Origin of the sequence: Streptomyces sp. NPDC058646 (genome assembly GCF_042716875.1) — a bacterium.
Lineage (GTDB): Bacteria > Actinomycetota > Actinomycetes > Streptomycetales > Streptomycetaceae > Streptomyces.
This window is the reverse complement of record NZ_JBHXRK010000052.1, coordinates 1-21,805: the sequence shown is the minus strand read 5'-3', so window position 1 is coordinate 21,805 and position 21,805 is coordinate 1. Positions and strand designations below refer to the sequence as shown.

Here is a 21,805-nt window from a genome sequence, read left to right as displayed (position 1 = left end):
TGTCTGATAATTGATCTTGTGGCAGGTCGAGGTGAGTTGACGGAGGCGGCGTGGGAGTGGATAGAGCCCTTGTTGCCGCAGGTGGATGGGCGTGGTCGGCCGTGGCGTGATCACCGGCAGGTGGTCAATGGTGTGCTGTGGCGGTTGCGGACCGCGGCTCCGTGGCGTGACCTGCCCGAGCGGTATGGGCCGTGGCAGACCGTCTGGTCGTACGCCGCCGCGGACGACCACCAGTCGTCGAAATCCGGGATGAAGAGTGACATGGCGGCTCCTGGTGCGCGGATGGCGGAACACCTCAGTCGATACCCCCCAGGGCGCGCCGCGCACGCCCCTGACGGCCGTGTGTCAGCTCGGGCGCTCGTAGTTGGTCAGGACGCAGCCCTCGACCTGGGCCTTCTCCAGCCGGTAGCCGGCCGGCGCGGTGAAGCCGGTCTCGCAGTTCAGGTACAGGAACTGGAGCTGGTACAGCCCGCGGCGGACGTTCGCGTTGTTGGTCTCCACGGCGATGTTCGTGCCGACCAGCAGCTTGCTCGCAGTGGCCTTGAGGCGCCCGTCGTCCTTCAGGTCGGACAGCTGCGCCGCCTTGGCCTTGGTCTGGAGGGTCTTCATGTCGGAGACGGTGTCCAGCCAGTTCAGGTTGTGCGCGCGCCGCTCTCCGCCGAGCTGGCCGCAGACCGCTCGCTGCTTGACGCCCCAAGCGCTCGCGGGGCCGTCGACGACCGGCATGTAGTCGATCGACTGTACCTGCTCGTCGGTGACCTTCATGCTCGTGCAGTCGACCGTGTGCGGGCTGACGAGCTTCTTCAGCTCGGCGATGCTGCCGGCGCTCGGCAGGCCCAGGCTGCCGGTGGACGGCTGGCCCGGCTTCGCGGCTCCCTCGGTGGAGGGGTCGCGGACCGCCCCGCGGTGGGGGCTGCCCTGGCCGTCGGGGCTGTTGACGTAGTCGGTGAGGAAGCAGCCCTCGACCAGGGCCTTCTCCTTCTTGAACCCCTCCGGGACGAAGACGTCGGGGTTGCAGCTCAGGATGCGCAGGTCGGAGTTGGGGGGGTCGACCAGGGACACGGCGGTGGCGGTCTTGAGCGCGGTCAGGGCGAAGGTCTTGCCCACGACCGTGCGGCTGGCGAGGTCGGTGTTGTCCCGGCCTTCGGCGAGCAGCTTCGCGGCGTTGTCCTTGGCGGCCTGCTGGAAGGCCTTCATGTCCGGGGTCAGGAAGAGGACGATCTCGCCCCGCGCCTTCTTGTCCGTGCAGACGCCGCGCTCAGTGATGCCCCAGTCCCCGGCGCCGATGAACCCGCTCAGCGGCACCCGGCTGTCGTTCGGGTCGGTGCTGAGGTTCTCGCAGGACGTGTACTGCTGTACGTGGGCCTGCGCCCCGGCCAGCGTGGCGGGCGCGGCGCCGGCGGCCGTGGGGGAGGCGGGGGCGGCGCCCCGAGCGTTCGCGGAGGGGCTCGCGGCGGGCGGGCCCGGCTTGGGGGAGTCCTCGCAGGCGGTGGCGAGGGTGGTGAGCGCGGCGAGGGCCGCGGCCGCGGCGGATATCCGCTGGAGGCGCATGGGTGTCTTCCGTCGGCTGGACACGGCACGGGGGATGGCGTGCCCATGCTAAGGCCTGTCTGATAATTGATCTTGTGGCAGGTCGAGGTGAGTTGACGGAGGCGGCGTGGGAGTGGATAGAGCCCTTGTTGCCGCAGGTGGATGGGCGTGGCCTTCCGTGGCGTGATCACCGGCAGGTGGTCAATGGTGTGCTGTGGCGGTTGCGGACCGGGGCTCCGTGGCGTGACCTGCCCGAGCGGTATGGGCCGTGGCAGACCGTCTACGAGCGGTTTGCCCGCTGGGAGGCGGACGGCACGTGGGCACGGCTGTTGGAGCATGTGCAGGTCCGTGACGACGCGGTGGGCCGGGTGGAGTGGACCGTCGCGATCGACTCCACGGTCAACCGTGCCCACCAGCACGCTGCCGGCGCACGTAAAAGGGAGCCGCAGACGGGGACGAACTGGAAGGTCCGGGCCGCTCGCAGACGCGCCAGGCCCTCGGCCGGTCCCGAGGCGGGCCGACCACCAAAATCCACCTCGCGGTCGACGGCCGGGGCCTGCCGCTGTCGATCGTGCTCACGCCCGGCAACGTCAACGACGCCACCGCATTGGGCCAGGTCCTCGACGGGATCCGCGTTCCGCGCGCCGACACCGGCCGCCCGCGCACGAAACCGACCCGAGTCCTGGGCGACAAGGCCTACTCCAGCCGGGCGATCCGGCATCTGCTGCGGCGCCGCGGCATCGCCGTCACGATCCCCGAGCGCCGCGACCAAGCGGCCAACCGCCGACGCCGAGGGCGCCTCGGCGTCGGCCGCCCGCCTTCGACAAGGAGGTCTACCGCGAGCGCAACGTCGTCGAACGATGCTTCGCACGCCTCAAGCAGTTCCGCGCGATCGCGACCAGGTTCGACAAGCTCGCCGACCGCTACCGCGCCGGAGTCGTCCTGGCATCGCTGATCCTCTGGCTCCGCGAAACCAGTCCGTGATCATTTGTCAGACACTGCCTAGTGACCTGAGTCTGAGGTTTGTCGTTGGTTTGGGTATGAGTCGTCCTGGTCCGAAGATTCCGCCGTTGTCGGTCACTGATGCCCAGCGTGTTGTGCTGGAGGGTTGGTTACGTCGTCGCTCGACGGCTCAGGCTTTGGCTCAGCGGTCGCGGATCGTGCTGGAGTGCGCGGAGGGGCACTCGGTGATGGAGGTGTCGCGCCGGCTGCGGGTCGCGCCGGATACGGTGCGGACCTGGCGGCGGCGCTTCCTTGCGCATGGTCTGGACGGGCTGGGCGACGAGCCGCGGCCGGGTGTGCCGCGGAAGATCACCGACGCGGATGTCGAGCGGGTGATCGTCAAAACGCTGGAGGAAACGCCGAAGAACGCGACGCACTGGTCGACGAGGTCGATGGCGGCGGCGACGGGTATGTCGCAGTCGACGGTCTCGAGAATCTGGCGGGCGTTCGCGCTGGCGCCGCACCGGTCGCAGACGTTCAAGCTGTCGACGGATCCGCTGTTCATCGACAAGGTCCGTGACGTCGTCGGCCTCTACCTGGACCCGCCGGAGAAGGCTCTGGTCCTCTGCGTGGACGAGAAGTCGCAGATCCAGGCCCTGGACCGGTCCCAGCCGGTCCTGCCGATGATGCCCGGTGTTCCCGAGCGCCGCAGCCACGACTACATCCGGGCCGGCACGACCACCCTCTTCGCGGCCCTGGAGGTGGCGACCGGCAAGGTGATCGGCTCCCTCCGCCGCCACCACCGGGCCGTCGAGTTCAAGAAGTTCCTGACCAAACTCGACAAGGAGGTCCCGGCAGATCTTCAGGTCCACCTGGTCCTCGACAACTATGCGACCCACAAGACCCCCGACATCAAGCGGTGGCTGCTGGCGCACCCGCGGTTCCACCTGCACTTCACGCCGACGAGTGCGTCGTGGCTGAACCTGGTTGAGCGGTGGTTCGCCGAGCTCACGCCGAAGAAGCTCAAGCGCGGAGTCCACCGCTCCGTCCAGGCCCTCGAGCGCGACATCCGTGGCTGGCTGACCGACTGGAACGACCAACCCCGGCCCTTCGTCTGGACGAAGACCGCCGACGAGATCCTCGACAAAGTCGCCGCCTACTGCCACCGAATCTCTGACTCAGGTCACTAGGCCCCCACCCGCCCCTACCAACAACAGCACCAGGCGGTGCCCGCTCCTCCCCGCCACGCCAGCCGTAGGAGCGGGCATCCGTCCGGCCGGCCTATCCACCGGCCGGGCCGCCGAACCAGAACGGGCACTGCCAGGTCATCGGACACCGCCAGCGCCCGCCGAGGGTGCGGCCTCCGCCACGGCGCAGGTACGCCTGCGGGCCAGCTCCGCGCACCGGATACCGCCGCCGGGGTGCCACTTCACCACCGGACCAACCGCGTCCCCGTGCTCGCCGCACCAGGAGACGGGGACGACTCCCCCGGGCTCACCCACGACCAGCGCAAGGTTCCCCTGCGCCGCGACGAGACGGGCGGATCGTCGGAGCCGGCGGGGAGGGCGAGGATCAGGAGGACGGCGCTGACGCCTCCGCGGAGTCGGCCCTGCTCCACTTCTCCTCTCCCCGGGACGCGGCCACCACCGCCCCGTTCCTGCGGACGCGGGTGTACCGGCCGGAGTCGCCGGTGTGGCTGGAGGGCTACCAGGCCCTGATCCGTTGGCGGGCGGAAAACGGGATCACCGGCCTGTAGACCGTCCCGTACGACACCGAAACCGAAGTCGGCGTCACCAAGGACTTCCCGCTCGGGCGGTGGGTGCACCAGCAGCGCAAGGCCCTGCGCGCCGGGAAGCTCGAGGAGCGGCGCAAGACTCTGCTGGACCCGCCGGAGGCCGGGATGGTCTGGAAGCCGGGCGAAGAGGCATGGGACCAAGCTCGCCGCACTCCGCTCCTATCACCGCGCCACCGGACACCTCGCACCCCGGCAAGACGGCGTGTGGGCGAGGACGACGAGATGGTGCCCATCGGGCAGTACATGGCCAACCTCCGACACAAGGGCGCCCAGAACGGCCTGGACAAAGACCCGGACCAGGCAGCGGAACGCGCGGCACAGCTGACCGCAATCGTAGATCTCCAACACCAAAACGAGGCGCGACAAGCTCACCCAGGAACAACTTGATGCTCTGCAAAAACTGGGTGCCAGGTGGGCGTGACGGCTTCGCGCCGACGTCGGCAGCGGGGGCCTGGCCGGGTTCTGGAGAGGGCGGCAACCTCGACCCTCAAGGGCGGGACGCAGGCTCGTTTCTGCGGTGAATCGAGCCGCCCGCACGGGTGAGATGTCCACCGAGAGCCTGTTGGGACGGGTGGCTGGCCAGCTACACAGAGGCGATATCCGCCTATCCGCACAGCTGCCCCCTAAGTGGCCGTGCGCTTCCAGGGTCGTGTATGGGCCGGGCCGCACGGTCCGGTGCGTGTACGTATGACAGACAGGGGACAGGCCGTGACGGATGAAGCAATGATCACCGCTGAGGCGCGGGAGCAGAGGTTGGGGCGGTGGCAGGCGCTGCTGTCCGGAATGGGCGTGGAGGGGGCTGGGGCGAGCCGTGTGGCCAAGAGCGGCTCGGTGAATCTGCTTTCGGGAGTGTGGTTGCACGCTGCGGCGCGGGCGGAACAGGGCTTGGAGCTGACCGAGCTGGAGCGGTCCATCCTGGCTCCGCTGCAGCAGGTGCTGGGCGAGGACGAGGTGGGCGCGATCGGGCGTATCTACCGTGAGCAGCGTTCTGAGGGGCGGTCGGTGGCGATCGTGCCGCAGGCGGTCGGCACCCGGAGCCTGTCGGAGGGCTTTGACCGGGAGAGCTACCTGGCTGCGGTAGCGGAGGTCTTGCCGCGGATCGCCCAGATGCCGAACGTTGCGGTGGTGGACCGGGCCAGGCTCGCCGACGGAGGGAGCGTCGACACGCCGGAGTTCACCGCGGCGCTGGCCGAGTACGGCTACGGCGTCACTACGTTCACTGGCGAGGGCGATGATGAGGCCGACGGCCTCCAGGCGCGTGAACCGTTCCGGGCCAGGCTGGAATGGGACACCTTCTACTGCCACGAGGCGGTTGGCGACCAGGGCGGTGGCAGGGACGAGATCTACTGGACGGCCGCCTCCAACGCCGGGTGCTACACGTTCAAAACGCGTACCACGCACACCGGATCGATCGAGGAGCGCGATGAGTACCCGATCTACGGGGACTACGTAACCGGCAGCCACGTCTTCTTCGACACCCGCCTGGACGGCTGCGGGACCACGGTGATCACCCTGTGGGAAAGAGACCGATCCGAAGACACCGCGGTCCTCGAGTGCAACCCGCAGGGACATGACCTGCCCTTCGTCGCCCGCCGCCAGGCGGGCGACTAGCCGAAACCGGCCGCGGGAAGTTGGGCTCAAGAACCGCAAGGCCGCCATGACCGACAGCACGCCACCCAGCTGGCCGCGCTCACCGACCTGGGCATCGACCGGACGTGGCGGCGGCCGGCCGAGCTCCATAGCCGGGGCGGGGCGATTGGGCACCGGTCCGGTGGGCCTACCTGGTCAGGCTGATGGGCTTGCAGTCGGGAGTGGCGCAGCCGAGCTCGTTTTGGTCTTCGGGAAGCCGGCTCGTGATCCGCATCGGGGCAGGGCGCGCCTCGTACTCCGCCAGGACACTCCCGGACCCGTCCACGACGGTGATGATCGAGGGGACGATCGTGCCGTCGGTCAGGACCAGCGTGGGCACCGATCCCCTGTACCGGACGCTGAACATGCCCACGTCCTCCGCCTTAACATCGGCCCGCTCGACCACCGTCAGACCGCTGTCGGCCTCTGGGTGGATCTCGGTCACCGGGATCGACCCCAGAGCCGGCCCCGTAGAGCCGTCCCCGGATCCGGAAATCGCACCGAGGTCGACAACTTCTTCAGGGCTGGGCGTGGCGTCAGACTTGATCTCTCCTCACAGGACGGCCCGCTGCCTTCCTGGTCAGGGCGTTCCATCGGAGATCATCGCCGAGCAGGCACTCCGGGGGGAACGGCTGAGAACCGACGATGGTGCATTCTGTCGGGCACCGGGCCTCGCCCGCGCACGCTATATCGGCGCGAGCTGAACCCGACCCTAGCCGCCCCCATCAGACCCGCAGGCCCTCCCCGAGGTACCCCCAGGCAACCTACGGCCGTAGACGGCCCCCAGAGCACCTCTCAGGGTGCCTTGCGCCCGGGAGGGGGCGGGGAAGCCCTGCCGCGCCGCTAGGCGGCCCCGCAGAGGGCCAGGCTGGGCCCCACACGCGGCCGGACAAGGACCGACTCCGGTCAGCGGAGCAGCGTACCGTTGCGGAGGATCGCGGTGAATTGTTGATACTGATCACCGGTACCGAGTTCGGTTTCCAAAAGAGCTGTGGAGACGGGCCTAAGGTGCCCATACAACCCTCCGTCGGTGGTGAAAACGGTGAAAGAGGCGACGACTTCGGTAAGAGAGAGGTTGGAGTCGCTCAACCACTTCTTGTACACGTCAGCGTCACTCACCATCACGATCAAGTCCACGTCGTTGTTCGTCTCGTAATGAACCCTCTTCGACTCAGTCATCAGTGTTGGTTCCCTTCTCGGGATGGATGCCGGGGACGCCTGGCAGTCTGCCAGGACAAGATCGCCCACACCGGCCGATGCGGTAGTTGGGTCATCCCGCCGGGCTAACACGTCCCCGGGACCCTGTGCCGGTCCTCAACGCCCCTGCTGCGCCCCGTCCGCCCGAGGCCGCCGGGCAGCTGCCCGGCTGTCCCGTCTCACCGAAGGTTGGTCAGTCTCACCGAACCTTGACCACTCGGCTGTTTGTCTCATCGAACTTTGACCGCCGCAGGTCAAGGGCAGATGGCCCCCGGGCCTGGGAGGCGCTGCGTGGCCGGACGGCGCACTGTCGTCTGCGGTTTCCACCTCGAGAAGGTACGGCTCGCTGCGGTCTTACGCATTTCTCCGCAGGGTCCTACCTTTGCGTCATGGAAACTCGGCGTCCCGCCTCGCTTTCGGAAGTTGTGTTACCCGTGACAGCCGGATGGCGGCTGGTGTTCGTGCGCAGCAGGGGCCGCGAGCTGGCTGCCGCGCTCGGCGGGAGCATCATGGTCCCGCCGGTGGTCGCAGCCCCGCTTCTGCTGGCCGCTCTGGTGCCCGCCGTGGTCTGGGGGAACGCACTCATCTGGGGCATTTTCTGGGTCCTACTGACGCTCACGGTCGTCGCGGTGGTCGTGCTCGCCGCGGCCATGCTGTTCGCCACGGTCTCCCTGAGCGTGCGGTGGGTCGAGCTCCGCCCCCTGGGAACTCCGGCCCAGTTCGTGATCGCCCGCTTTCTGCGTTCGTCGACCACGGCGATGGCTGATCTGCGGCGAGCCGTCGTCATCGAGCGACTCAGGCTGGGGCAGCGACGGTCGATCAAGGTGGTGTTTCACACCCGCAGTGAGACGGTGGAGTGCGAACCGGCGCCGTTCGCACCGCTCTCCCGGGTCGACGCACAGGAGCTGACCGGCTGGTTGACCGAGCAACTCGGCCAGGCCCAGGTGCCGGTGGAGCGTCAGACGGAGGTCCAGCGAGACTTCCTGCGTCCGGACGAGTGGTGGACCCAGTCCCACACCGCCCAGCTGTGGCGGGTACCCGTCGGCGAGGTCGACGGCATAGCCGCCGAGCGCGGCGTCGAAATCTATCGGTACACGCCCCGGACGAGCGCGATGTATAGCCCGGGCACTTCGGTCACCGTCTACGACCCCGGCCGGGCCTACGACGTCGCCGAAGAACTCCGCGCTGAACGAGCCGCCGGCCAGGCCGCCGACAGCACGGCAGCCCCCGGCCCGGCCGAGGACGACGCAACGGATTCCCGCTGACTCGGTCGGGCCGGTCCTGACCTGGCTCGGAGACTGAACTCCATGAGCGGGCGTATGGCATCGCCTGCGTGGTGATGAATCCCGTCGGAGCCGAACCTTGACCTTCGAGCTCGCTGCCCAGCTGCGTATGGCCAGCCTCGTCGCTGTCAGCACCTGCCTGGCCCGGGGGCCACTGCCCTTGACCTGCGGCGGTCAAAGTTCGATGAGACAAACGGCCGAGTGGTCAAAGTTCGGTGAGACTGACCAACCTTCGGTGAGACGGGACACCGGCGGCGGCCACCAGATCCGGGAACCGGTCCTGAATCAGTACTTGCCGGGGTGGTCGGCCTTGTGGTGCCCGTCCGAGCCGCCGTTGTTGATGCAGGTGTTACCGAAGGCCGGGTTGAGGAGGCCGACGATGTTGACGGTGTTGCCGCACAGGTTGACCGGGATGTGGATGGGCACCTGGACGACGTTGCCGGACAGGACACCCGGGGAGCCGATGGCAGCGCCCTCTGCCGTGGCGTCGGCGGCGGCCATGCCGGCCCCCCCCTGCCAGGACGGCACCAGCGGCGGCGGTAACGGCTACGGCCTTGGCGAAACGGAACATCAAGATCTCCTTGAACTCATTCTGCCGCGGGAAAGTACGGCACTGGACGACGTCCCCCACAACGGCCGGAGGCACCCGCCCGTCACGGACGATGGGCCGAACCGGTGAGCTCGAGAAGCGTCCGCTCAGCCTGACCCAGGCCGCGACCGCCCGAGCCGGCATCCGCGCCGCCATCGCCCTGCGGGCCTGGCTGCGCGGGCAGGGCGTCGAACTCGCGCGATGCACCCACGGCTGGGCATCTATCCCGTCTAGTCCGGACCTCCGCCCTGATTCGGACTAGAGCCGGGGACTCGCCCTGCAGATTGCGCAGCGCCCGGCGTACATGGTCGGTGCCCTGCTGGTGCGGCAGCAGCAGCGCCTGCAGCTGGCGGGGTGTGGCCCGGCGCAGCTGGGCCAGGGCCAGCAGAACCTCGTCGCGGATGTCCGCACCGGCCTTCGCCGCCGCCTTCCTCCGGGGCCGGGACGCTTCTCCAGGCACATCAGTACTGGGAGAAGAGGAGTGGCAACCGGGCCGGGGCAGGCGGATTGGGGTTCTGATCAGCGACAACGCTCAGGCGGTGGCCGACGGCTGCGGGGCTGCGCGCGTGGCTCGCCGCAGGGCTCACAGCGGGCCCCCCGTCGCGGCTGTGCCAGCCGGGGCGGGCGGAGCGTGCGGGGGAGGGGCAGTGGTCATCGGATCCTCGTGGTCCTCCGGCCATCGCGGCCGGATCGGTGACAGGTCCAGCCCACACGCTGCAGTGCGCGCGGGCCGGGGCCACCGTGAAGAAGGACCCCTTGACCGCCGTCTGACCATCACGACGACGGGCGTCCGATCCCTCCATGACCACCCCCCTTGACGGCTGGGTTTGTCCGTGGCCGAGACACCGCCTGGCCGTCCGGGCAGCCGCGCCGCACTCACCCTTCCGTCCCTGCCGCCTCCCCACCCGCCCTGTCGGCGCCGCGCTCCTGAAGCTGATCCAGGGAGGAGAGTTCTCCCCCCTCCGGCACCGGACTCTGTCCACAGGACCGCTCCCCCAGTCTCGGGACCTGGGGCCGTCGCGATCCGCGCGGTGGCCCGTACGTGAGGAGCCGGCATGCCCGAGACCACCGCCCTGCCGCTCGCCCCGATGACCCCGCATGCGGCGATCAGAGCGTTAGGCTACCTCCGGGCCGCCGAGGCCGGTGAACGTCGATGCCGCCCGCGAGTTCGCTGGGCACCGAGCCGCGAATGCCCGAGCTGCTCGTCGACGTCATCGAGCGGATCGTCGTCCCGGTCACCACCCTGCCCGGCCCGGAGGCCGGTGAGCCGTCCACGGAGACCTTCGCCCTGGAGGCCCTCGGGCGGGTCCTGATGACCTCCCGGCGGACGTGGGCGCAGTCCGGGCCGGACGCGGCGGAGAGCATCGCCTGCGCCGTCATCGACTTCGCCGTGCAGTTCCTCACCGGGCACTCACCGCGCATAGCCTCACCGGTCACCGGGTCCACCAGCTCGGCCTCGCTCTGCTGACCAACACGCTTGACGCGGCTCACGCCCGGGCCACCGCCGTGCTCCTCGCCGCCCGCCGCGAACTCCCCGCCAGGCGCCCGCCATCGAGGACGAACACCGCTGGAGCGCCGGGCCGGTCAAGACAGCCGATCACCTGCCACACAGACGGCAGCCAGGGCGGCGTGCTGGCGGGAGCCCTGCGGAGAGTGGCGATGTGGGCCGGACTATCCGGTAGGTGACGGGCACGTTGTCGGCAACGAACTCGCTGCGGAGGTGCCTAACGCTGCTGCGTCCCTCGGCGCCCGGCCGGGCGCGCCCGGTTCCGCTGACGCCGGCGCAAAGGGCCGTCCGGCCGCTACTCTTCGCCGCCGGAGCCGCAGTCGCAGCCCTTGAAGACCGGGCCCAGCTCCAGGACCGCCTTGTCCGTGAACATTCCGCTCAACAACGAGCTGGCAGATCGCGGCGATGCCGCCAACGTCACGGAGCCTTCGGCTGCCTGGTCCGCGCCTGCTTCCGCAACGGCTGACTTCGTGTCTCTTGATCAATTTCAGGTAGGTTCCGGCTCGCCTGACGAACAGACAGAACGACCTTGGGGGAGCCGGAATATGAAGCACTGGGCGAAGCGGGTGGCCGTCGGAGCGGTGGGGGTGCCGCTGGCACTCGCCGTGGTTGCCTGCGCCGGGGAGAAGTCCCTGGAGGAAGCCGCGAAGGGTACCTGGGACTGCACGATCGCCGCCGGTGGCCGCGGAATCTCCGCGACGGTGACCGTCGGAGACGGGACCTACCAGGTGAGCGATGGCGGCCGCGAGGGCAGCTCCGGGACGTGGCAGCTCTCCGGCGGCAAGCTGGATGTCAAGGGCGACGACGGCCCGTACCACGTCAGCGGTGTGCCCGCAGAGCCGAAAGATCTGATGGGCATGGAGTTTGGCGAAGACGGTAGCGAAAAGCTGTCGCCGTGGAGCGTGGGATGGAAGGGCGACACCGTCACCTTCCCCTACCACGGCGCCAAGGTCACCTGTAAGAAAATGTAGGCCAGAGGGCCCCGGCGCCGCCGTCCCGGCGCCGGGGCAGTGTCGGCCCGCCCAATCCGGCAGAGGCGTGGTCCCCGTGCCGAAGATTGGGGGCATGCCACGCGCCCTGCCGCGAAGGCGACCGTAGCGCGGGCCACTGACGACACCGCTCCGGCGGCGAACCCTCGACGGTCTCGGCGAAATCGCCTGGCACCCGTAGACCAGCTCGCCTCCATCGACCGCATGGCCCGAACCGGCCCCTGCACCAGCAGCCGCTGCTTCTCGGCAGCGGGCCTCCCAAAGGCCGATCCGCAGCAAGATGCCGACCTAGTACGGGGATGAACTGCGGGCTGTCCCCGGCCTGCCCGGCGGTCACAACCAGCGCAAGCGGACGACACCTGCGATCCGCGGCGAGATGAATCTTGCTCGTGAGTCCGCCCCGGGACCGGCCGAGCAGGGCTTCCTTCAAGCGAAACCTGCGTCTGCGCCGGATCCGCCGGCGTTCGTCCTGTCCGTTCTGTTCCTCCGTGCCGCCCCCCTTTTGCCGGGCTGTCTCCGGCTCCTGCACGGCTGCCTCCAGGGCCTTCATGAGGTGCTTGCTGACCCGCATCTCCGCAGCGTCGTGGTGAGCGCGGACCGTCGTGGAGTCCACACTGACCAGCGGCAAGTCCGTTCTGCCCACCCGGGCCCCCTGGGCGATCAGGCCTTCCAACAGGGCCGTGAAGACACCGGCGTCCCGCCACACGCGGAAGCGTCCGTAGACGGTGGCCCAGGGGCCGAACTCTGCAGGCATCTCCCGCCACTGCCCACTGGAACGGAACCGCCAGATCACCCCTCGAACTGCTCCCGCAGCCGCTCCGGGCACGGTCCGTACCTGCCGATCTGCAGGTACGGACCGATGAACTTCCGCTGGACATGGGTGAGTTGCCTGCGTGTCACAACCCCAGTCCTACCGGATTCCACCCCGCGACGAGGGCAGAACCCAGCAGCCGATCACGACATCACACAGGCCCTAGGGCGAACCCCAGCCCCATCGCGACGAACTACGCGCCCAGTGCGCTGAACAGCCACCAGAAGGCGGTGCCCTCGGCCGGAAGGGTCCGGCGTGACGGGTCTGCCTGGTCGTATCGGATCTCGACGCGGGCACCGACGGGAAGGGTCCTGTCCTTGGGTCGAGCGATGTTCGTCCTGGTTTCCATTGCGCGGCCGTCGCCCGTGCTCCAAGTGATGACCGGGTAGTACACGGTGGTTCCGACGCTCCGGCTGGTGCTGCCGGCATCCGGGGCCGGCGCGATCCGGGTCTCCTCAAGACGGGTCACCACGCCCCGCGCAGTACTGCCCTCCCTCCCTCAGCAGGAACCGGACGCGTCGGACCTTGAGGGAGGCGACGACGCCGATGACCGACCCCGCGGCGGTGAAGACCGATGCGAAGAGCAAGAGGATCTGGGAAGCAGGCACAGGGTCGTCTCGATTCTGGAGCCGAAGAACTCCTGACAGCATGCCAGTGCGGCGATCTCCCCTTGCGGCAGGCGCGTGGCCGGGACGGCCCTCAGCGCAGCCCCGCCGACGGTCTCCTCCCGGAGGAGGAGGCCGGACCGGGCCGCAGGTCCCGGACCAGGGGTGGACGGGACCGGGGTCCTCGTGCCCTTGGGCGATGTGCCTTACCAGGGCGGGTTCCTAGCCTCGGGGCATGCGATCACACGAAGCGGACGATGCTCAAGGAGACCCCATGACCACTGTCAGCCCCGCCGCACGCCGCGCCTTGGCCGTGGGCCTCACCCTCGCCGCCTGCCTCACGTCCTCCCCCGTCCTGGCCACGGCCGCCGAGACCCCCGCCCAGGACAGCTCCGGGGCCGGACTGGACCGGTACTACCGCCAGCACCTCGGCTGGGGCAGCTGCACCAAGGGCCCCGACGACACCACGGGCCGCGATCTGGACCAGGCAGGCGTGCAGTGTGCGGACCTGACCGTGCCCCTGGACTACGCCGACCCCCAGGGGCGCACGATCACCGTGGCGATCTCCCGGCTCAAGGCCACCGACACCCGCCACCGCATCGGCGCGATCCTCCTCAACAACGGCGGTCCGGGCGGTCCCGCGCTCCAGTCCCCGCCGCAGGCCCGCGCATCGATGAAGGAGGTCGGCGCGCGCTACGACATCGTCGGCTTCGACCCGCGCTTCATCGGGCGCAGCACCGCGCTGGACTGCGGCTTGCCCGTCGGCATGACCTGGCTGTCCGCCGGCACCGGCCGGGCGGGCTTCGACCGCCAGGTCGCCCTGCAGAAGAGCCTGGCCGACAAGTGCCGGGCCACCGACGCCGCGGTACTCCCCCACATCACCACCCGCAACACGGCCCGCGACATGGACGTCATCCGCGGCACTCTCGGCGAGCGGAAGATCTCCTTCCTGGGCTACTCGTACGGCACCTACCTGGGCACGGTCTACACGCAGATGTTCCCCGGCCGCCACGACCGGATGGTGCTGGACGGGGCGATCAACCCGAGCGACTACCGCCCCCGGCTGCTGAAGGGCACTGAGCACGAGAACGAGAAGGCGCTGTCCGACTGGGCCGCCTGGGCCGCGGAGCACCACGACACCTACGGCCTCGGCCGCAGCCGCGCCGAGGTGCTCGGCGCCGTCGACCGCATCGTCGCGGCGGCCGCGCGCGGTCCGCTGACCATCGGCGCCGGCGCCGATGCCTTCCGGATCGACGACAGCCAGGTGCCGCTCCTCCTCTTCTCTGGCATCGCGGACGACACCGCCCCGGCGCGGGCGTCGTTCGGCGAGCTGCTTTCCGTACTGGCCAAAGCCGCGGAGGGCCGGCCGACGACGGTGCCGCCGATGCTCGTCCCGGAGCTCCGGTACGTGCTGCGCGGTGAGGGCGAGCCCACCGGCGCGCAGTCCGCCGTGATCTGCGGGGACGTGGCCGCCGCGCGCGATCCCGAGCTCTACTGGCGGGACATCGAGCGCAACCGCACCGCGCACCCGCTGTTCGGCGCTCTGACCAACAACATCAACCCGTGCGCCTTCTGGGACTCGCCGCGCGAAGAGCCCACCCGGGTGCGGCGCGATGCCCCTGCCCTGATCGTCGCCGCCACCGGTGACCCGCGTACGACGTACAAGGGAAGCGTCGAGCTGCACAAACAGCTGCCGAGCTCCAGGCTGGTCAGCCTCGAGGGCGCCAACCGGCACGCCCTCTTCGGGCGCTACGGCAACGCGTGCGTGGACGACCAGGTCAACCGGTACCTGGCCACCGGCAAGCTGCCGGCGAGGGACCGGACCTGCGTCAAGCAGTCGGGGTAGCGGCCCGCGGTTCACGTTCCGAGTGCGCGGGTCAGCAGCATTCTGCGGTTGTTCGTCGCGGTCTTGGCGAACACCGACTTGAGGTGGTCCTGCACGGTGTGCTCGGAGACGAACATCTGGCGGGCCACCGTGTGGCTGTCCCGCCCTTCACCAGATGGCTGTCACCGAGGAGATCCAGCGAGACGCTCTCGCGTCGCCCTTACTAGATTCTGAAGTTGGATCGGCCCCGCCGAGCCTCATGGATGCGGAGGCTCGGCGAGGCCGATCTGTAGGGTCGAGCCGCCTCAGGACTCGATGATGCTGCTGAGGAACATGCCGGTTCCAACGAAGGAAACCACTGCAGTACCGGCCGCGACAGCCGGATCGAAGCGCCAGGTCCAGATGCCGGCCGCAGCCGCGACGATCACGCCGCCGAAAGGATGAGGGCGGATCGCAGGTACACGATCGGCCCACCAGGCGTGGTCACGCGGCGGCTCCCGGGTTCTTGCCGGGTGCCGGGCGCATCCAGCCCACGAGGTCGCACTTGTGGACTCGGGTGTATCCCAGCGGGGACAGCGGCTCGGACCTGAATGCGATCTCTCGCTTTCACGTCAGTACGCGACCTGGGCGTCTCTCACTCAACGACAGTGGATAGACCCCGATCTCTCACATCCATGACAGTGACCACACACCCCGAAACAGCCCCTGCCCAGCATCAACACACCAGAGCCCACTGTCTCTCACACCGCTGTCACCAAACCGAGAGATCGGAAATGCCGCCGAGCAGTTCTTCGCGCGCAAGGGCCACCTCACGGTGCCGCGCAAGCACATCGAGACGATCACCGCCGGCGAGGACGGCAGTGAGGACCAGGCGCAGCGGGGCGTATCGCTGAAGCTCGGGACGTGGGTCGCCAACCAGCGACGCCGGGCTGCCACGCTGACACCGGAGCGGGTGGAGCAGCTGTCCGAGATCGGGATGCGCTGGGCGTAGCCGTACTACTCCACGAGCGGCCCCCTACAGGCCGCGTCCCGACCGGACGGACATGGTGAGCGCCGGACGGTCCGGGTCTGGCTGCGGATCGGTGAGACACGGATCCGGGCGGACGAGGTCCCCACCATCGGAGGCGTCCCGAACGGTGCTACGCACGGCCGCCGCGGATGAAGTCGCCGACCAGCTTGACGAATTCATCCTCCTTCTCGAAGAACGCGACGTGTCCGGCCTCGATCTCGGCGTACGTGCTGTGCGCGATCGCGGCGTGCAGTTCGCGGCTGTTCTCGACCGGGATGGTGATGTCCAGGGTGGCGCCGATGACGAGGGTCTCGGCCTCGATGCGCGGCAGCAGGGCGCGGATGTCGACGCGGGTGTCGAGGTCGACGTGGCGCAGGGTGCCGGGGGTGGGCGGCATGTTCGGGATCAGGAGTTCTACCTGCTCGCGGCCGATCGCGTTGAGAAATCCCCGGCTGAAGCCGGTCATGGTGACGGAGCGGCCGAAGGCGGCCGGGTCGCAGGCGCCGAGCTGCTTCCACAGGGTGAAGAGGTTGCGCAGGTACTCGTCGCCCTGGGTGTGGGCCCAGCCGGCGACCAGGATCAGTCGGCGCACGAGGTCGGGGCGCAGTGCGGCGACGGTGGCGGACACTGGCGCGCCCATGGAGAAGCCGAGCAGGTCGACCGGCCCGGTGCCCGCGTCCTCGATGACGGCGATGACCTGCGCGGCCAGCCCTTCCACGGTCAGCGGGCCGCCGCTGTCCGTGGTGCGGTCGGTTCCGGAGAGGTCGGGGGTGATCACCGTGTGGTCGGCGGTGAAACGGGGCCGGGTCTGCCCCCAGTTCACGGCGGAGCCGCCCGAGCCGGTGCCGTGGACGAGGACCAGCGCGGGGCCCGTGCCGGAGCGCTCGTAGGAGACCTCGGCGTCGGCGACGCGCACGGTGGCGCTCACGATGGCGGGGGCGAGGGTCGTGCACATCGCTGCTCCTCCTGGTGTGTGGGGCGCGGGGGCGTTTCCCCTCCGGCTCCGCCCACACTGCCGCCGCGTAGCCAGGGGCGGGAGAGACCCCTCGAACCTGGGACCGCCGATCCCTGGATACGGGACTTGCACCGGGACCTGCCGCGGGACAGGCCGCTTAGGAGGGGTCCGGCACGATGATCCACATGACGATCGACCGCCGTGAGCTCGCCGACTTCCTCCGCCGTTCGCGCGAAAGGGTGCGCCCGCAGGACGCGGGCCTCACCGTCGGGCCCCGGCGGCGTACGCCCGGGCTGCGGCGCGAGGAGGTCGCCCAGCTCGCGGGCATGTCGGCCGACTACTACATCCGCCTGGAGCAGGCCCGCGGCCCGCAGCCCTCGCCGCAGATGCTGTCCGCCCTCGCCCGCGCCCTGCGCCTCGGCGACGACGCGCGCGACCGCCTCCACCTGCTCGCCGGACACCGCCCGCCCGCCGCGCGGGTCGCCGGCGACCAGGTCGGCGCGGGTCTGCTGCACCTGCTGGACGCGTTGCCCGGAACCCCGGCGCAGGTGCTCAGCGACCTGGGCGACGTGCTGGCCCAGAACGAGATGGCCCGCAACCTCCTGGGCGGCGTGTGCACGGTGTCCGAGCACGGCCGCAACGTCGTCTGGCGATGGTTCGCCGACCCGTCCGCGCGGGACGCGTATCCGGCCGGGGAACACGAGCAGTACAGCCGGCTCCACCTGGCGGACCTGCGGGCGGCCGTCGGCCGGCGCTCCTGGGACCCGGCCGCCACCCGGCTGGTGGAGCGCCTGCGGGAGGCCAGCGCGGAGTTCACCGCCCTGTGGAAACTGCACGAGGTCGCCGTCCGCCGCCACAGCCGCATGCGGGTGATCCATCCAGTCGTCGGCCCCGTGGACCTCGACTGCCAGGTGCTCCTCGCCCCGGAGGGCGACCAGCGCCTCCTGCTCCTGACGCCCCCGCCCGGCACGGACACGGCCGACCGGCTGAACCTCCTCCGGGTCGTCGGCACCGAACAGTTCACGCAACCCGGCTGACGCACCGGCAGCGCGGACGATAGGTGAGTGGTTCAAAATCGTCGGCGCTCACGCGCTGTGCCGGGATAGGAAGCCGCTGCAATCCGAGGATGCTTGCCATCGAACCCAAGCCACGGGGGCCGTACTGGACTGGCATCTTGGGCGTCTTGACATCGTCGTTCTCGTCCCATGCGTGTGCCCGCGCAGGTCCGGGAGGGGTGAGGACGACCTCGCCCTTGGCGAGTAAGTTCTCGCCGGGATGGTGGCGCGCCATCGTGCACCCGTCGAGGCAGCAGACACCAACACCGCCCACCCCGCTGCCGGTATCGCCAACGACCATGGGGCACTCGCCCTCACCGGCAGCACAGACCAAGAACCTGATGCCGCGCGGTTGCGGCCCAGTCTGGTTATCGCTCTGATGGCGGGGCGGGGTTACCCGGTGCAGCCGGGGACGGGGGAGGGGATTCCGGTGCGGTTGGTGGGGGTGTTGGCGGTCACCGAGGAGGTGTTGAGCGTCGCGGTGCCGGCGACGTGGTAGATGCCGCCAGGGTTGATGGCGGCGGCGTTGCCGCTGACGGTGAGTTCGACATCTGGGGCTACCGTCCGGACATTGGGTACCAGCGGGGCACCGACATCGTCGGCTACAAGGTCGAGGCCAAGGACGGCAGCATCGGCAAGCACTCCGAGGAGGTCGGCGCCTCCTACCTCGTCGTCCGACACGGGGTGTGGATCTTCGGCAAGCACGTGCTGCTGCCCGCCGGGACAATCAACATGTCGACACGGTCGAGGAGAAGGTCTACGTCGACCGGACGAAGGACCAGATCAAGGACGTCCCCGAGTTCGACAGGTTCTTCAGCCACTGGTCCGCGGCATACCGCCCATCCGTTCGCGCCACGGTCGCCGGCGGCGCAAGCCTGGAAAGCTGCACGCGGACAAGGGCTACGACTACGCCCACCTGCGACGATGGTTACGCGAACGCGGCATCAAACACCGCATCGCCCGCAGGGGCATCGAGTCGTCACAACGGCTCGGCCACCATAGATGGGTCGTCGAAAGGACCATGTCCTGGCTCGCTGGCTGCCGTCAACTGCACCGCCGCTACGAGCGCAAGGCCGAGCACTTCCTCGCCTTCACGACGACGAATCAAGGCGGCCGGCTTCCCCCGGGACAAGTCGTTGCGGACCTTCGACTTCGACGCGAATCCGAACATCGACGCGGCTGCCATCCACACCCTCGCCAGCTGTGAATGGATCAAGAAGAGCCGGCCGCTCTGCCTGATCGGCGACTCCGCGACCGGCAAGTCCCACATGCTGATCGCGCTCGGCACCGAGGCCGCGATGGCTGGCTACCGAGTCAAGTACGTGCTGGCGACGAAACTGGTCAACGAGCTCGTCGAGGCCGCCGACGAGAAGCACCTGACCAAGACGATCGCCCGCTACGGCCGCGTCGACCTCCTCTGCATCGACGAACTCGGCTACATGGAACTCGACCGCCGAGGTGCCGAACTCCTCTTCCAGGTCCTGACCGAACGCGAGGAGAAGAACAGCGTCGCCATCGCCTCCAACGAGTCCTTCGGCAAAGCGCACACGTTCCGGCGAACCCGTGCGAGGTGCTGCCTGAACAGCACGGGTTCAAAACGAATGGGCAGGCCGCCGGGCCGGACGTAGTCTGCGGGCTGTGACGGTGACATACGTGTTGGACGGCAGCCAGGTCGAGACGCTGGAGGACTTCTGGCGGGTCTCAGGCGAGAGCATCGGCTGCGGCGGATACTTCGGCCGGAATCTTGACGCCTTCGCTGACTGCCTCCGCGGCGGCTTCGGGACGCCTGACGACGGCGACTTCGTGATCGAGTGGCGTGATCACGAGGCCTCCCGCCAGAACCTGGCATACCACGAGACTGCACGTCAGCTCGAGATGTGGCTCGCCCGCTGTCATCCGACGAACAAGGTCCGCGTGGGGGCCAGGCTTGCAGAAGCCCGCGCTGGACGTGGCCCGACCGCCTTCGACTGGCTGGTCGAGATCATTGAAGAGGAACTTCCGGGGGGCCTGCGTCTTCGTTAGCCAGGCAAACAGGTCACCGATCCGGCAGACGGACTTCATCTACGTGATCGGCAAGATAGATCATGGTGGCCTCGGGGTCCATGCCGAACGCGGCGGCGACGAGCTTGGGGTCCATGGTGTTGACCAGCTCGAGCAGTCGGGTGCAGCGGATCATGCGGGGTGGGAAGCCGCAGGCGTCGAGGACGTGACTGACATGAGCGGTGGATGCCGGTCCCCGGCCGGACTTCGCCTGGCGGGTGACCATCACATGCGGGTTGTCCGTCCGCTGGTCTTCGCGGTGGGCCAGGCAGCGTTCCACTGCCACCCAAGACGGGGGATCCAAAGGAACCGGATGCGGGCGGTCTCCGAGTCGGGCGGTCCGGGCACGAAAGTCGAGGTCAACAGCCTGCAGCATCTTGACCTCGCGGCTTGAGGCACCGTGCAACAGGGCGAGCATGCCCAGCAGGGCTTCGTGCGGGTGGACGGCCGGATCCGTTGTCCAGCGGCGGAACAGCACACGTTGCTCGTCAAGTGTGAGCGTCGCACCCGTGAACCCGCTCGGTCCCCGGGCGGGCAGACCGCGGGCGGGATCGACGAGGATGATCTTCTGAGATCGCGCGAAGCGGAAGAACTGTCCGAGCACCACCAGCCGGCGCTTCCAGGCCTTCGGCGAGCCGGCCAGGAAGGCTTCGAGATCGTGCACGTCGGTCAGTGCCCAGTCGTGCTTCCCGCGCTCACCGGCAAGGAACAGCGCGCGGTCACGGACGATGGCCAGTGCGGCTTCGATGGAGGCATCGGTGCGGGGCAGCGTTCCGGCACACCGGGACCGCTCGCGTGAGCGGATCATGAAGTCGGAGAAGGACTCCACCGAAGGGCGCAGGGGGCCGGGAACCGCGAGGACACGGGGTTGCCGGCGGCCGGCCGCGAGCCGCTCGGCCTGGTCGGTGGCCATGGCCAGACCGCGACTGGTGAAGAAGGCCTCCAGGGCAGGGGCAAGGGGGCCCATCGAGCGGCCCGGGCGGCGGGAACGTTCGAGTACGGACTGGGAGAGGCTGGGCTGGCCGTCCCGGAGAAGCCGCCCGAGGGAGGTGATCATCGTGCAGGCTCGGCCGACGGAGTACTTGGCGGCGAGATCTGTCGTGAAGTCCTGCAGCCAGGCGGGGGGGATTGTCGAGTTCGGCGATGAGCTGTTCGGCCCGGACGAAGGGGCGGTCGGGGTGACGCTGCCAGCAGGCCGTGCACAGTCCCAGCCCTGCGTGCTTCCGTACTCTGCCGCATTGTTCACAGGCCCGGGGCGGCTGTTTGGTCTGCCGGGGACGAGAGCAGTGCCCGCACCAGCCGGTGTCCTCGCGCAGATATCCGGGCCGGCTGCAGCGAGGGCATGGCGCCTTGGCGGCGTCGCGCTCGGACTCCCGCAGGCAAGTGCGGCAGAGAGCCGAGGATTTACTTCGTACCGGATTGCCGCAAGCGGTGCAGACGCGAGAGCAGGTGATGCACCGGCCGGTGTCCGCCTGGAGAACGCGCTGCTGTCCGCACCGGGGACAAGCGGCCCGGGCCTCGTCCTCCTTCTGCTGGGCAGTGCAGCGGCAGCAGTAGCGCCGGTCGACGAAGCCGACCGGGGCACCGCAGCCGATGCAGTCGCTCTGTTTGACGCCCACGATGCCCCTCATCTCCGGGTCAGATAGGCGGCATCGAGCGGCCTCGCACGGAGGCCGCTTTCGGCCCCTGGGCCACCGTCTACGGACGCTTCCGCGTCTGGCGGGACGCCGGTGTTTTCACCGCCCTGCTCGAAGGCCTGATCGCGGAAGGGGCCCGGGCGGGAAGAACGGACTTGTCGCTGGTCAGCGTGGATTCCACAACGGTCCGCGCCCACCACGACGCGGCGGGGATGCGCGTCAGCAAGCACCTCATGGAGGCCCTGGAAGAAGCCGCGCAGGAGCAGGAGGCAGCCCGGCAAAAAGGGGCGAACCGGAAGAACAGAACGGACGGGCAGAGCGCCGGCTCATCCGACGCAGACGCAAGCTTCGCCTGAAAGAAGCCCTGCTCGGCAGGTCCCGGGGTGGACTCACCAGCAAGATTCATC

Annotated in this window: 17 protein-coding genes and 10 pseudogenes; 16 read left to right on the top strand and 11 right to left on the bottom strand. The window is 69.2% G+C overall.

From position 1 onward, the window contains the following. Window positions 1-18: 18 nt before the first annotated feature. Window positions 19-207 (top strand): annotated as a pseudogene (locus ACFWUZ_RS35010) (transposase); the annotation flags it as partial. Window positions 208-345: 138 nt separating this feature from the next. On the opposite strand, the gene ACFWUZ_RS35005 reads toward ACFWUZ_RS35010, so the two are convergent. Beyond that, entirely contained in the window at window positions 346-1,551 is a 1,206-nt protein-coding gene (locus ACFWUZ_RS35005) for a hypothetical protein (protein WP_384381970.1), read from the bottom strand. Window positions 1,552-1,625: 74 nt separating this feature from the next. Between ACFWUZ_RS35005 and ACFWUZ_RS35000 the strand changes: the two are divergent. From ACFWUZ_RS35000 to ACFWUZ_RS34985, 4 genes and pseudogenes are all read left to right on the top strand, one after another. Continuing rightward, window positions 1,626-2,536 (top strand): annotated as a pseudogene (locus ACFWUZ_RS35000) (IS5 family transposase). A 34-nt stretch (window positions 2,537-2,570) separates the two neighbouring features. Beyond that, window positions 2,571-3,662 (top strand): IS630 family transposase, encoded by a 1,092-nt coding sequence (locus ACFWUZ_RS34995; protein ID WP_384381976.1) that lies wholly within the window; start codon window positions 2,571-2,573, stop codon window positions 3,660-3,662. Window positions 3,663-3,965: 303 nt separating this feature from the next. After that, window positions 3,966-4,600 (top strand): annotated as a pseudogene (locus ACFWUZ_RS34990) (helicase associated domain-containing protein); the annotation flags it as partial. A 390-nt stretch (window positions 4,601-4,990) separates the two neighbouring features. Then, window positions 4,991-5,878, top strand: a complete 888-nt coding sequence (locus tag ACFWUZ_RS34985; protein ID WP_384381968.1) for a hypothetical protein — start codon at window positions 4,991-4,993, stop codon at window positions 5,876-5,878. 166 nt (window positions 5,879-6,044) lie between these two features. On the opposite strand, the gene ACFWUZ_RS34980 is transcribed toward ACFWUZ_RS34985, so the two are convergent. Together ACFWUZ_RS34980 and ACFWUZ_RS34975 are read right to left on the bottom strand one after the other, a co-directional pair. Then, window positions 6,045-6,341: a hypothetical protein gene (locus ACFWUZ_RS34980; protein ID WP_384381966.1), complete on the bottom strand. Its 297-nt coding sequence runs from the start codon at window positions 6,339-6,341 to the stop codon at window positions 6,045-6,047. Between the two features lie 461 nt (window positions 6,342-6,802). Then, complete coding sequence (locus ACFWUZ_RS34975) at window positions 6,803-7,075, bottom strand: SBDS family protein (protein ID WP_384381964.1); 273 nt, start codon at window positions 7,073-7,075, stop codon at window positions 6,803-6,805. 407 nt (window positions 7,076-7,482) lie between these two features. Between ACFWUZ_RS34975 and ACFWUZ_RS34970 the strand changes: the two genes are divergently transcribed. Then, window positions 7,483-8,358, top strand: a complete 876-nt coding sequence (locus ACFWUZ_RS34970) for a hypothetical protein (protein WP_384381962.1) — start codon at window positions 7,483-7,485, stop codon at window positions 8,356-8,358. 303 nt (window positions 8,359-8,661) lie between these two features. On the opposite strand, the gene ACFWUZ_RS34965 is transcribed toward ACFWUZ_RS34970, so the two are convergent. Next, window positions 8,662-8,877 carry a chaplin gene (locus tag ACFWUZ_RS34965; protein ID WP_384381960.1) on the bottom strand — a complete coding sequence of 72 codons (216 nt, stop codon included), beginning with the start codon at window positions 8,875-8,877 and terminating at the stop codon, window positions 8,662-8,664. A 1,277-nt stretch (window positions 8,878-10,154) separates the two neighbouring features. Between ACFWUZ_RS34965 and ACFWUZ_RS34960 the strand changes: the two genes are divergently transcribed. Both ACFWUZ_RS34960 and ACFWUZ_RS34955 read left to right on the top strand, forming a co-directional pair. Then, window positions 10,155-10,433, top strand: a complete 279-nt coding sequence (locus ACFWUZ_RS34960) for a hypothetical protein (RefSeq protein ID WP_384381958.1) — start codon at window positions 10,155-10,157, stop codon at window positions 10,431-10,433. Window positions 10,434-10,837: 404 nt separating this feature from the next. Beyond that, on the top strand, window positions 10,838-11,443 hold the full coding sequence (locus ACFWUZ_RS34955) for a hypothetical protein (RefSeq protein ID WP_384381956.1): 606 nt from the start codon (window positions 10,838-10,840) through the stop codon (window positions 11,441-11,443). Between the two features lie 268 nt (window positions 11,444-11,711). On the opposite strand, the pseudogene ACFWUZ_RS34950 reads toward ACFWUZ_RS34955, so the two are convergent. Together ACFWUZ_RS34950 and ACFWUZ_RS34945 are read right to left on the bottom strand one after the other, a co-directional pair. After that, window positions 11,712-12,361: pseudogene (locus tag ACFWUZ_RS34950) on the bottom strand (IS5 family transposase); the annotation flags it as partial. A 104-nt stretch (window positions 12,362-12,465) separates the two neighbouring features. Further along, window positions 12,466-12,756, bottom strand: a pseudogene (locus ACFWUZ_RS34945) (DUF3592 domain-containing protein); the annotation flags it as partial. A gap of 395 nt (window positions 12,757-13,151) precedes the next feature. On the opposite strand from ACFWUZ_RS34945, the gene ACFWUZ_RS34940 reads away from it, so the two are divergent. Continuing rightward, entirely contained in the window at window positions 13,152-14,723 is a 1,572-nt protein-coding gene (locus ACFWUZ_RS34940) for an alpha/beta hydrolase (protein WP_384381954.1), read from the top strand. A gap of 11 nt (window positions 14,724-14,734) precedes the next feature. On the opposite strand, the pseudogene ACFWUZ_RS34935 reads toward ACFWUZ_RS34940, so the two are convergent. Both ACFWUZ_RS34935 and ACFWUZ_RS34930 read right to left on the bottom strand, forming a co-directional pair. Further along, window positions 14,735-14,860: pseudogene (locus ACFWUZ_RS34935) on the bottom strand (LuxR C-terminal-related transcriptional regulator); the annotation flags it as partial. Window positions 14,861-15,007: 147 nt separating this feature from the next. Next, window positions 15,008-15,130, bottom strand: coding sequence for a hypothetical protein (locus tag ACFWUZ_RS34930; RefSeq protein WP_384381952.1), 123 nt, complete (start codon window positions 15,128-15,130; stop codon window positions 15,008-15,010). Window positions 15,131-15,363: 233 nt separating this feature from the next. Here ACFWUZ_RS34930 and ACFWUZ_RS34925 point away from each other — a divergent pair, with 233 nt between their 5' ends. Beyond that, window positions 15,364-15,693, top strand: coding sequence for a helicase associated domain-containing protein (locus ACFWUZ_RS34925; RefSeq protein ID WP_384381974.1), 330 nt, complete (start codon window positions 15,364-15,366; stop codon window positions 15,691-15,693). 148 nt (window positions 15,694-15,841) lie between these two features. Here ACFWUZ_RS34925 and ACFWUZ_RS34920 read toward each other — a convergent pair whose 3' ends face one another. After that, window positions 15,842-16,666 (bottom strand): alpha/beta fold hydrolase, encoded by an 825-nt coding sequence (locus ACFWUZ_RS34920; protein WP_384381950.1) that lies wholly within the window; start codon window positions 16,664-16,666, stop codon window positions 15,842-15,844. Window positions 16,667-16,842: 176 nt separating this feature from the next. Here ACFWUZ_RS34920 and ACFWUZ_RS34915 point away from each other — a divergent pair, with 176 nt between their 5' ends. Then, on the top strand, window positions 16,843-17,703 hold the full coding sequence (locus ACFWUZ_RS34915) for a helix-turn-helix transcriptional regulator (protein WP_384381948.1): 861 nt from the start codon (window positions 16,843-16,845) through the stop codon (window positions 17,701-17,703). A 411-nt stretch (window positions 17,704-18,114) separates the two neighbouring features. On the opposite strand, the gene ACFWUZ_RS34910 is transcribed toward ACFWUZ_RS34915, so the two are convergent. Beyond that, entirely contained in the window at window positions 18,115-18,402 is a 288-nt protein-coding gene (locus ACFWUZ_RS34910; protein ID WP_384381978.1) for a hypothetical protein, read from the bottom strand. Here ACFWUZ_RS34910 and ACFWUZ_RS34905 point away from each other — a divergent pair. From ACFWUZ_RS34905 to ACFWUZ_RS34890, 4 genes and pseudogenes are all read left to right on the top strand, one after another. Continuing rightward, window positions 18,292-18,530: pseudogene (locus ACFWUZ_RS34905) on the top strand (PRC-barrel domain containing protein); the annotation flags it as partial. The gene ACFWUZ_RS34910 and the pseudogene ACFWUZ_RS34905 sit on opposite strands and share 111 nt — an antisense overlap. Then, a pseudogene (locus ACFWUZ_RS34900) lies at window positions 18,527-18,817 on the top strand (transposase); the annotation flags it as partial. The pseudogenes ACFWUZ_RS34905 and ACFWUZ_RS34900, both read left to right, overlap by 4 nt. Beyond that, window positions 18,813-19,259 (top strand): annotated as a pseudogene (locus ACFWUZ_RS34895) (ATP-binding protein); the annotation flags it as partial. The pseudogenes ACFWUZ_RS34900 and ACFWUZ_RS34895, both read left to right, overlap by 5 nt. Before the next feature lie 100 nt (window positions 19,260-19,359). After that, window positions 19,360-19,743 carry a barstar family protein gene (locus tag ACFWUZ_RS34890; protein WP_384381946.1) on the top strand — a complete coding sequence of 128 codons (384 nt, stop codon included), beginning with the start codon at window positions 19,360-19,362 and terminating at the stop codon, window positions 19,741-19,743. Window positions 19,744-19,756: 13 nt separating this feature from the next. On the opposite strand, the gene ACFWUZ_RS34885 is transcribed toward ACFWUZ_RS34890, so the two are convergent. Continuing rightward, complete coding sequence (locus ACFWUZ_RS34885; protein ID WP_384381944.1) at window positions 19,757-20,674, bottom strand: integrase; 918 nt, start codon at window positions 20,672-20,674, stop codon at window positions 19,757-19,759. A gap of 759 nt (window positions 20,675-21,433) precedes the next feature. Here ACFWUZ_RS34885 and ACFWUZ_RS34880 point away from each other — a divergent pair. Next, window positions 21,434-21,805 (top strand): annotated as a pseudogene (locus tag ACFWUZ_RS34880) (hypothetical protein); the annotation flags it as partial.

Coding starts and splice junctions, on each gene's coding strand:
- ACFWUZ_RS35005 (WP_384381970.1), bottom strand. CDS start 1,551: ATGCGCCTCCAGCGGATATCCGCCGCGGCCGCGGCCCTCGCCGCGCTC.
- ACFWUZ_RS34995 (WP_384381976.1), top strand. CDS start 2,571: ATGAGTCGTCCTGGTCCGAAGATTCCGCCGTTGTCGGTCACTGATGCC.
- ACFWUZ_RS34985 (WP_384381968.1), top strand. CDS start 4,991: ATGATCACCGCTGAGGCGCGGGAGCAGAGGTTGGGGCGGTGGCAGGCG.
- ACFWUZ_RS34975 (WP_384381964.1), bottom strand. CDS start 7,075: ATGACTGAGTCGAAGAGGGTTCATTACGAGACGAACAACGACGTGGAC.
- ACFWUZ_RS34970 (WP_384381962.1), top strand. CDS start 7,483: ATGGAAACTCGGCGTCCCGCCTCGCTTTCGGAAGTTGTGTTACCCGTG.
- ACFWUZ_RS34965 (WP_384381960.1), bottom strand. CDS start 8,877: ATGGCCGCCGCCGACGCCACGGCAGAGGGCGCTGCCATCGGCTCCCCG.
- ACFWUZ_RS34960 (WP_384381958.1), top strand. CDS start 10,155: ATGCCCGAGCTGCTCGTCGACGTCATCGAGCGGATCGTCGTCCCGGTC.
- ACFWUZ_RS34940 (WP_384381954.1), top strand. CDS start 13,152: ATGACCACTGTCAGCCCCGCCGCACGCCGCGCCTTGGCCGTGGGCCTC.
- ACFWUZ_RS34920 (WP_384381950.1), bottom strand. CDS start 16,666: ATGTGCACGACCCTCGCCCCCGCCATCGTGAGCGCCACCGTGCGCGTC.
- ACFWUZ_RS34915 (WP_384381948.1), top strand. CDS start 16,843: ATGATCCACATGACGATCGACCGCCGTGAGCTCGCCGACTTCCTCCGC.
- ACFWUZ_RS34885 (WP_384381944.1), bottom strand. CDS start 20,674: ATGGCCACCGACCAGGCCGAGCGGCTCGCGGCCGGCCGCCGGCAACCC.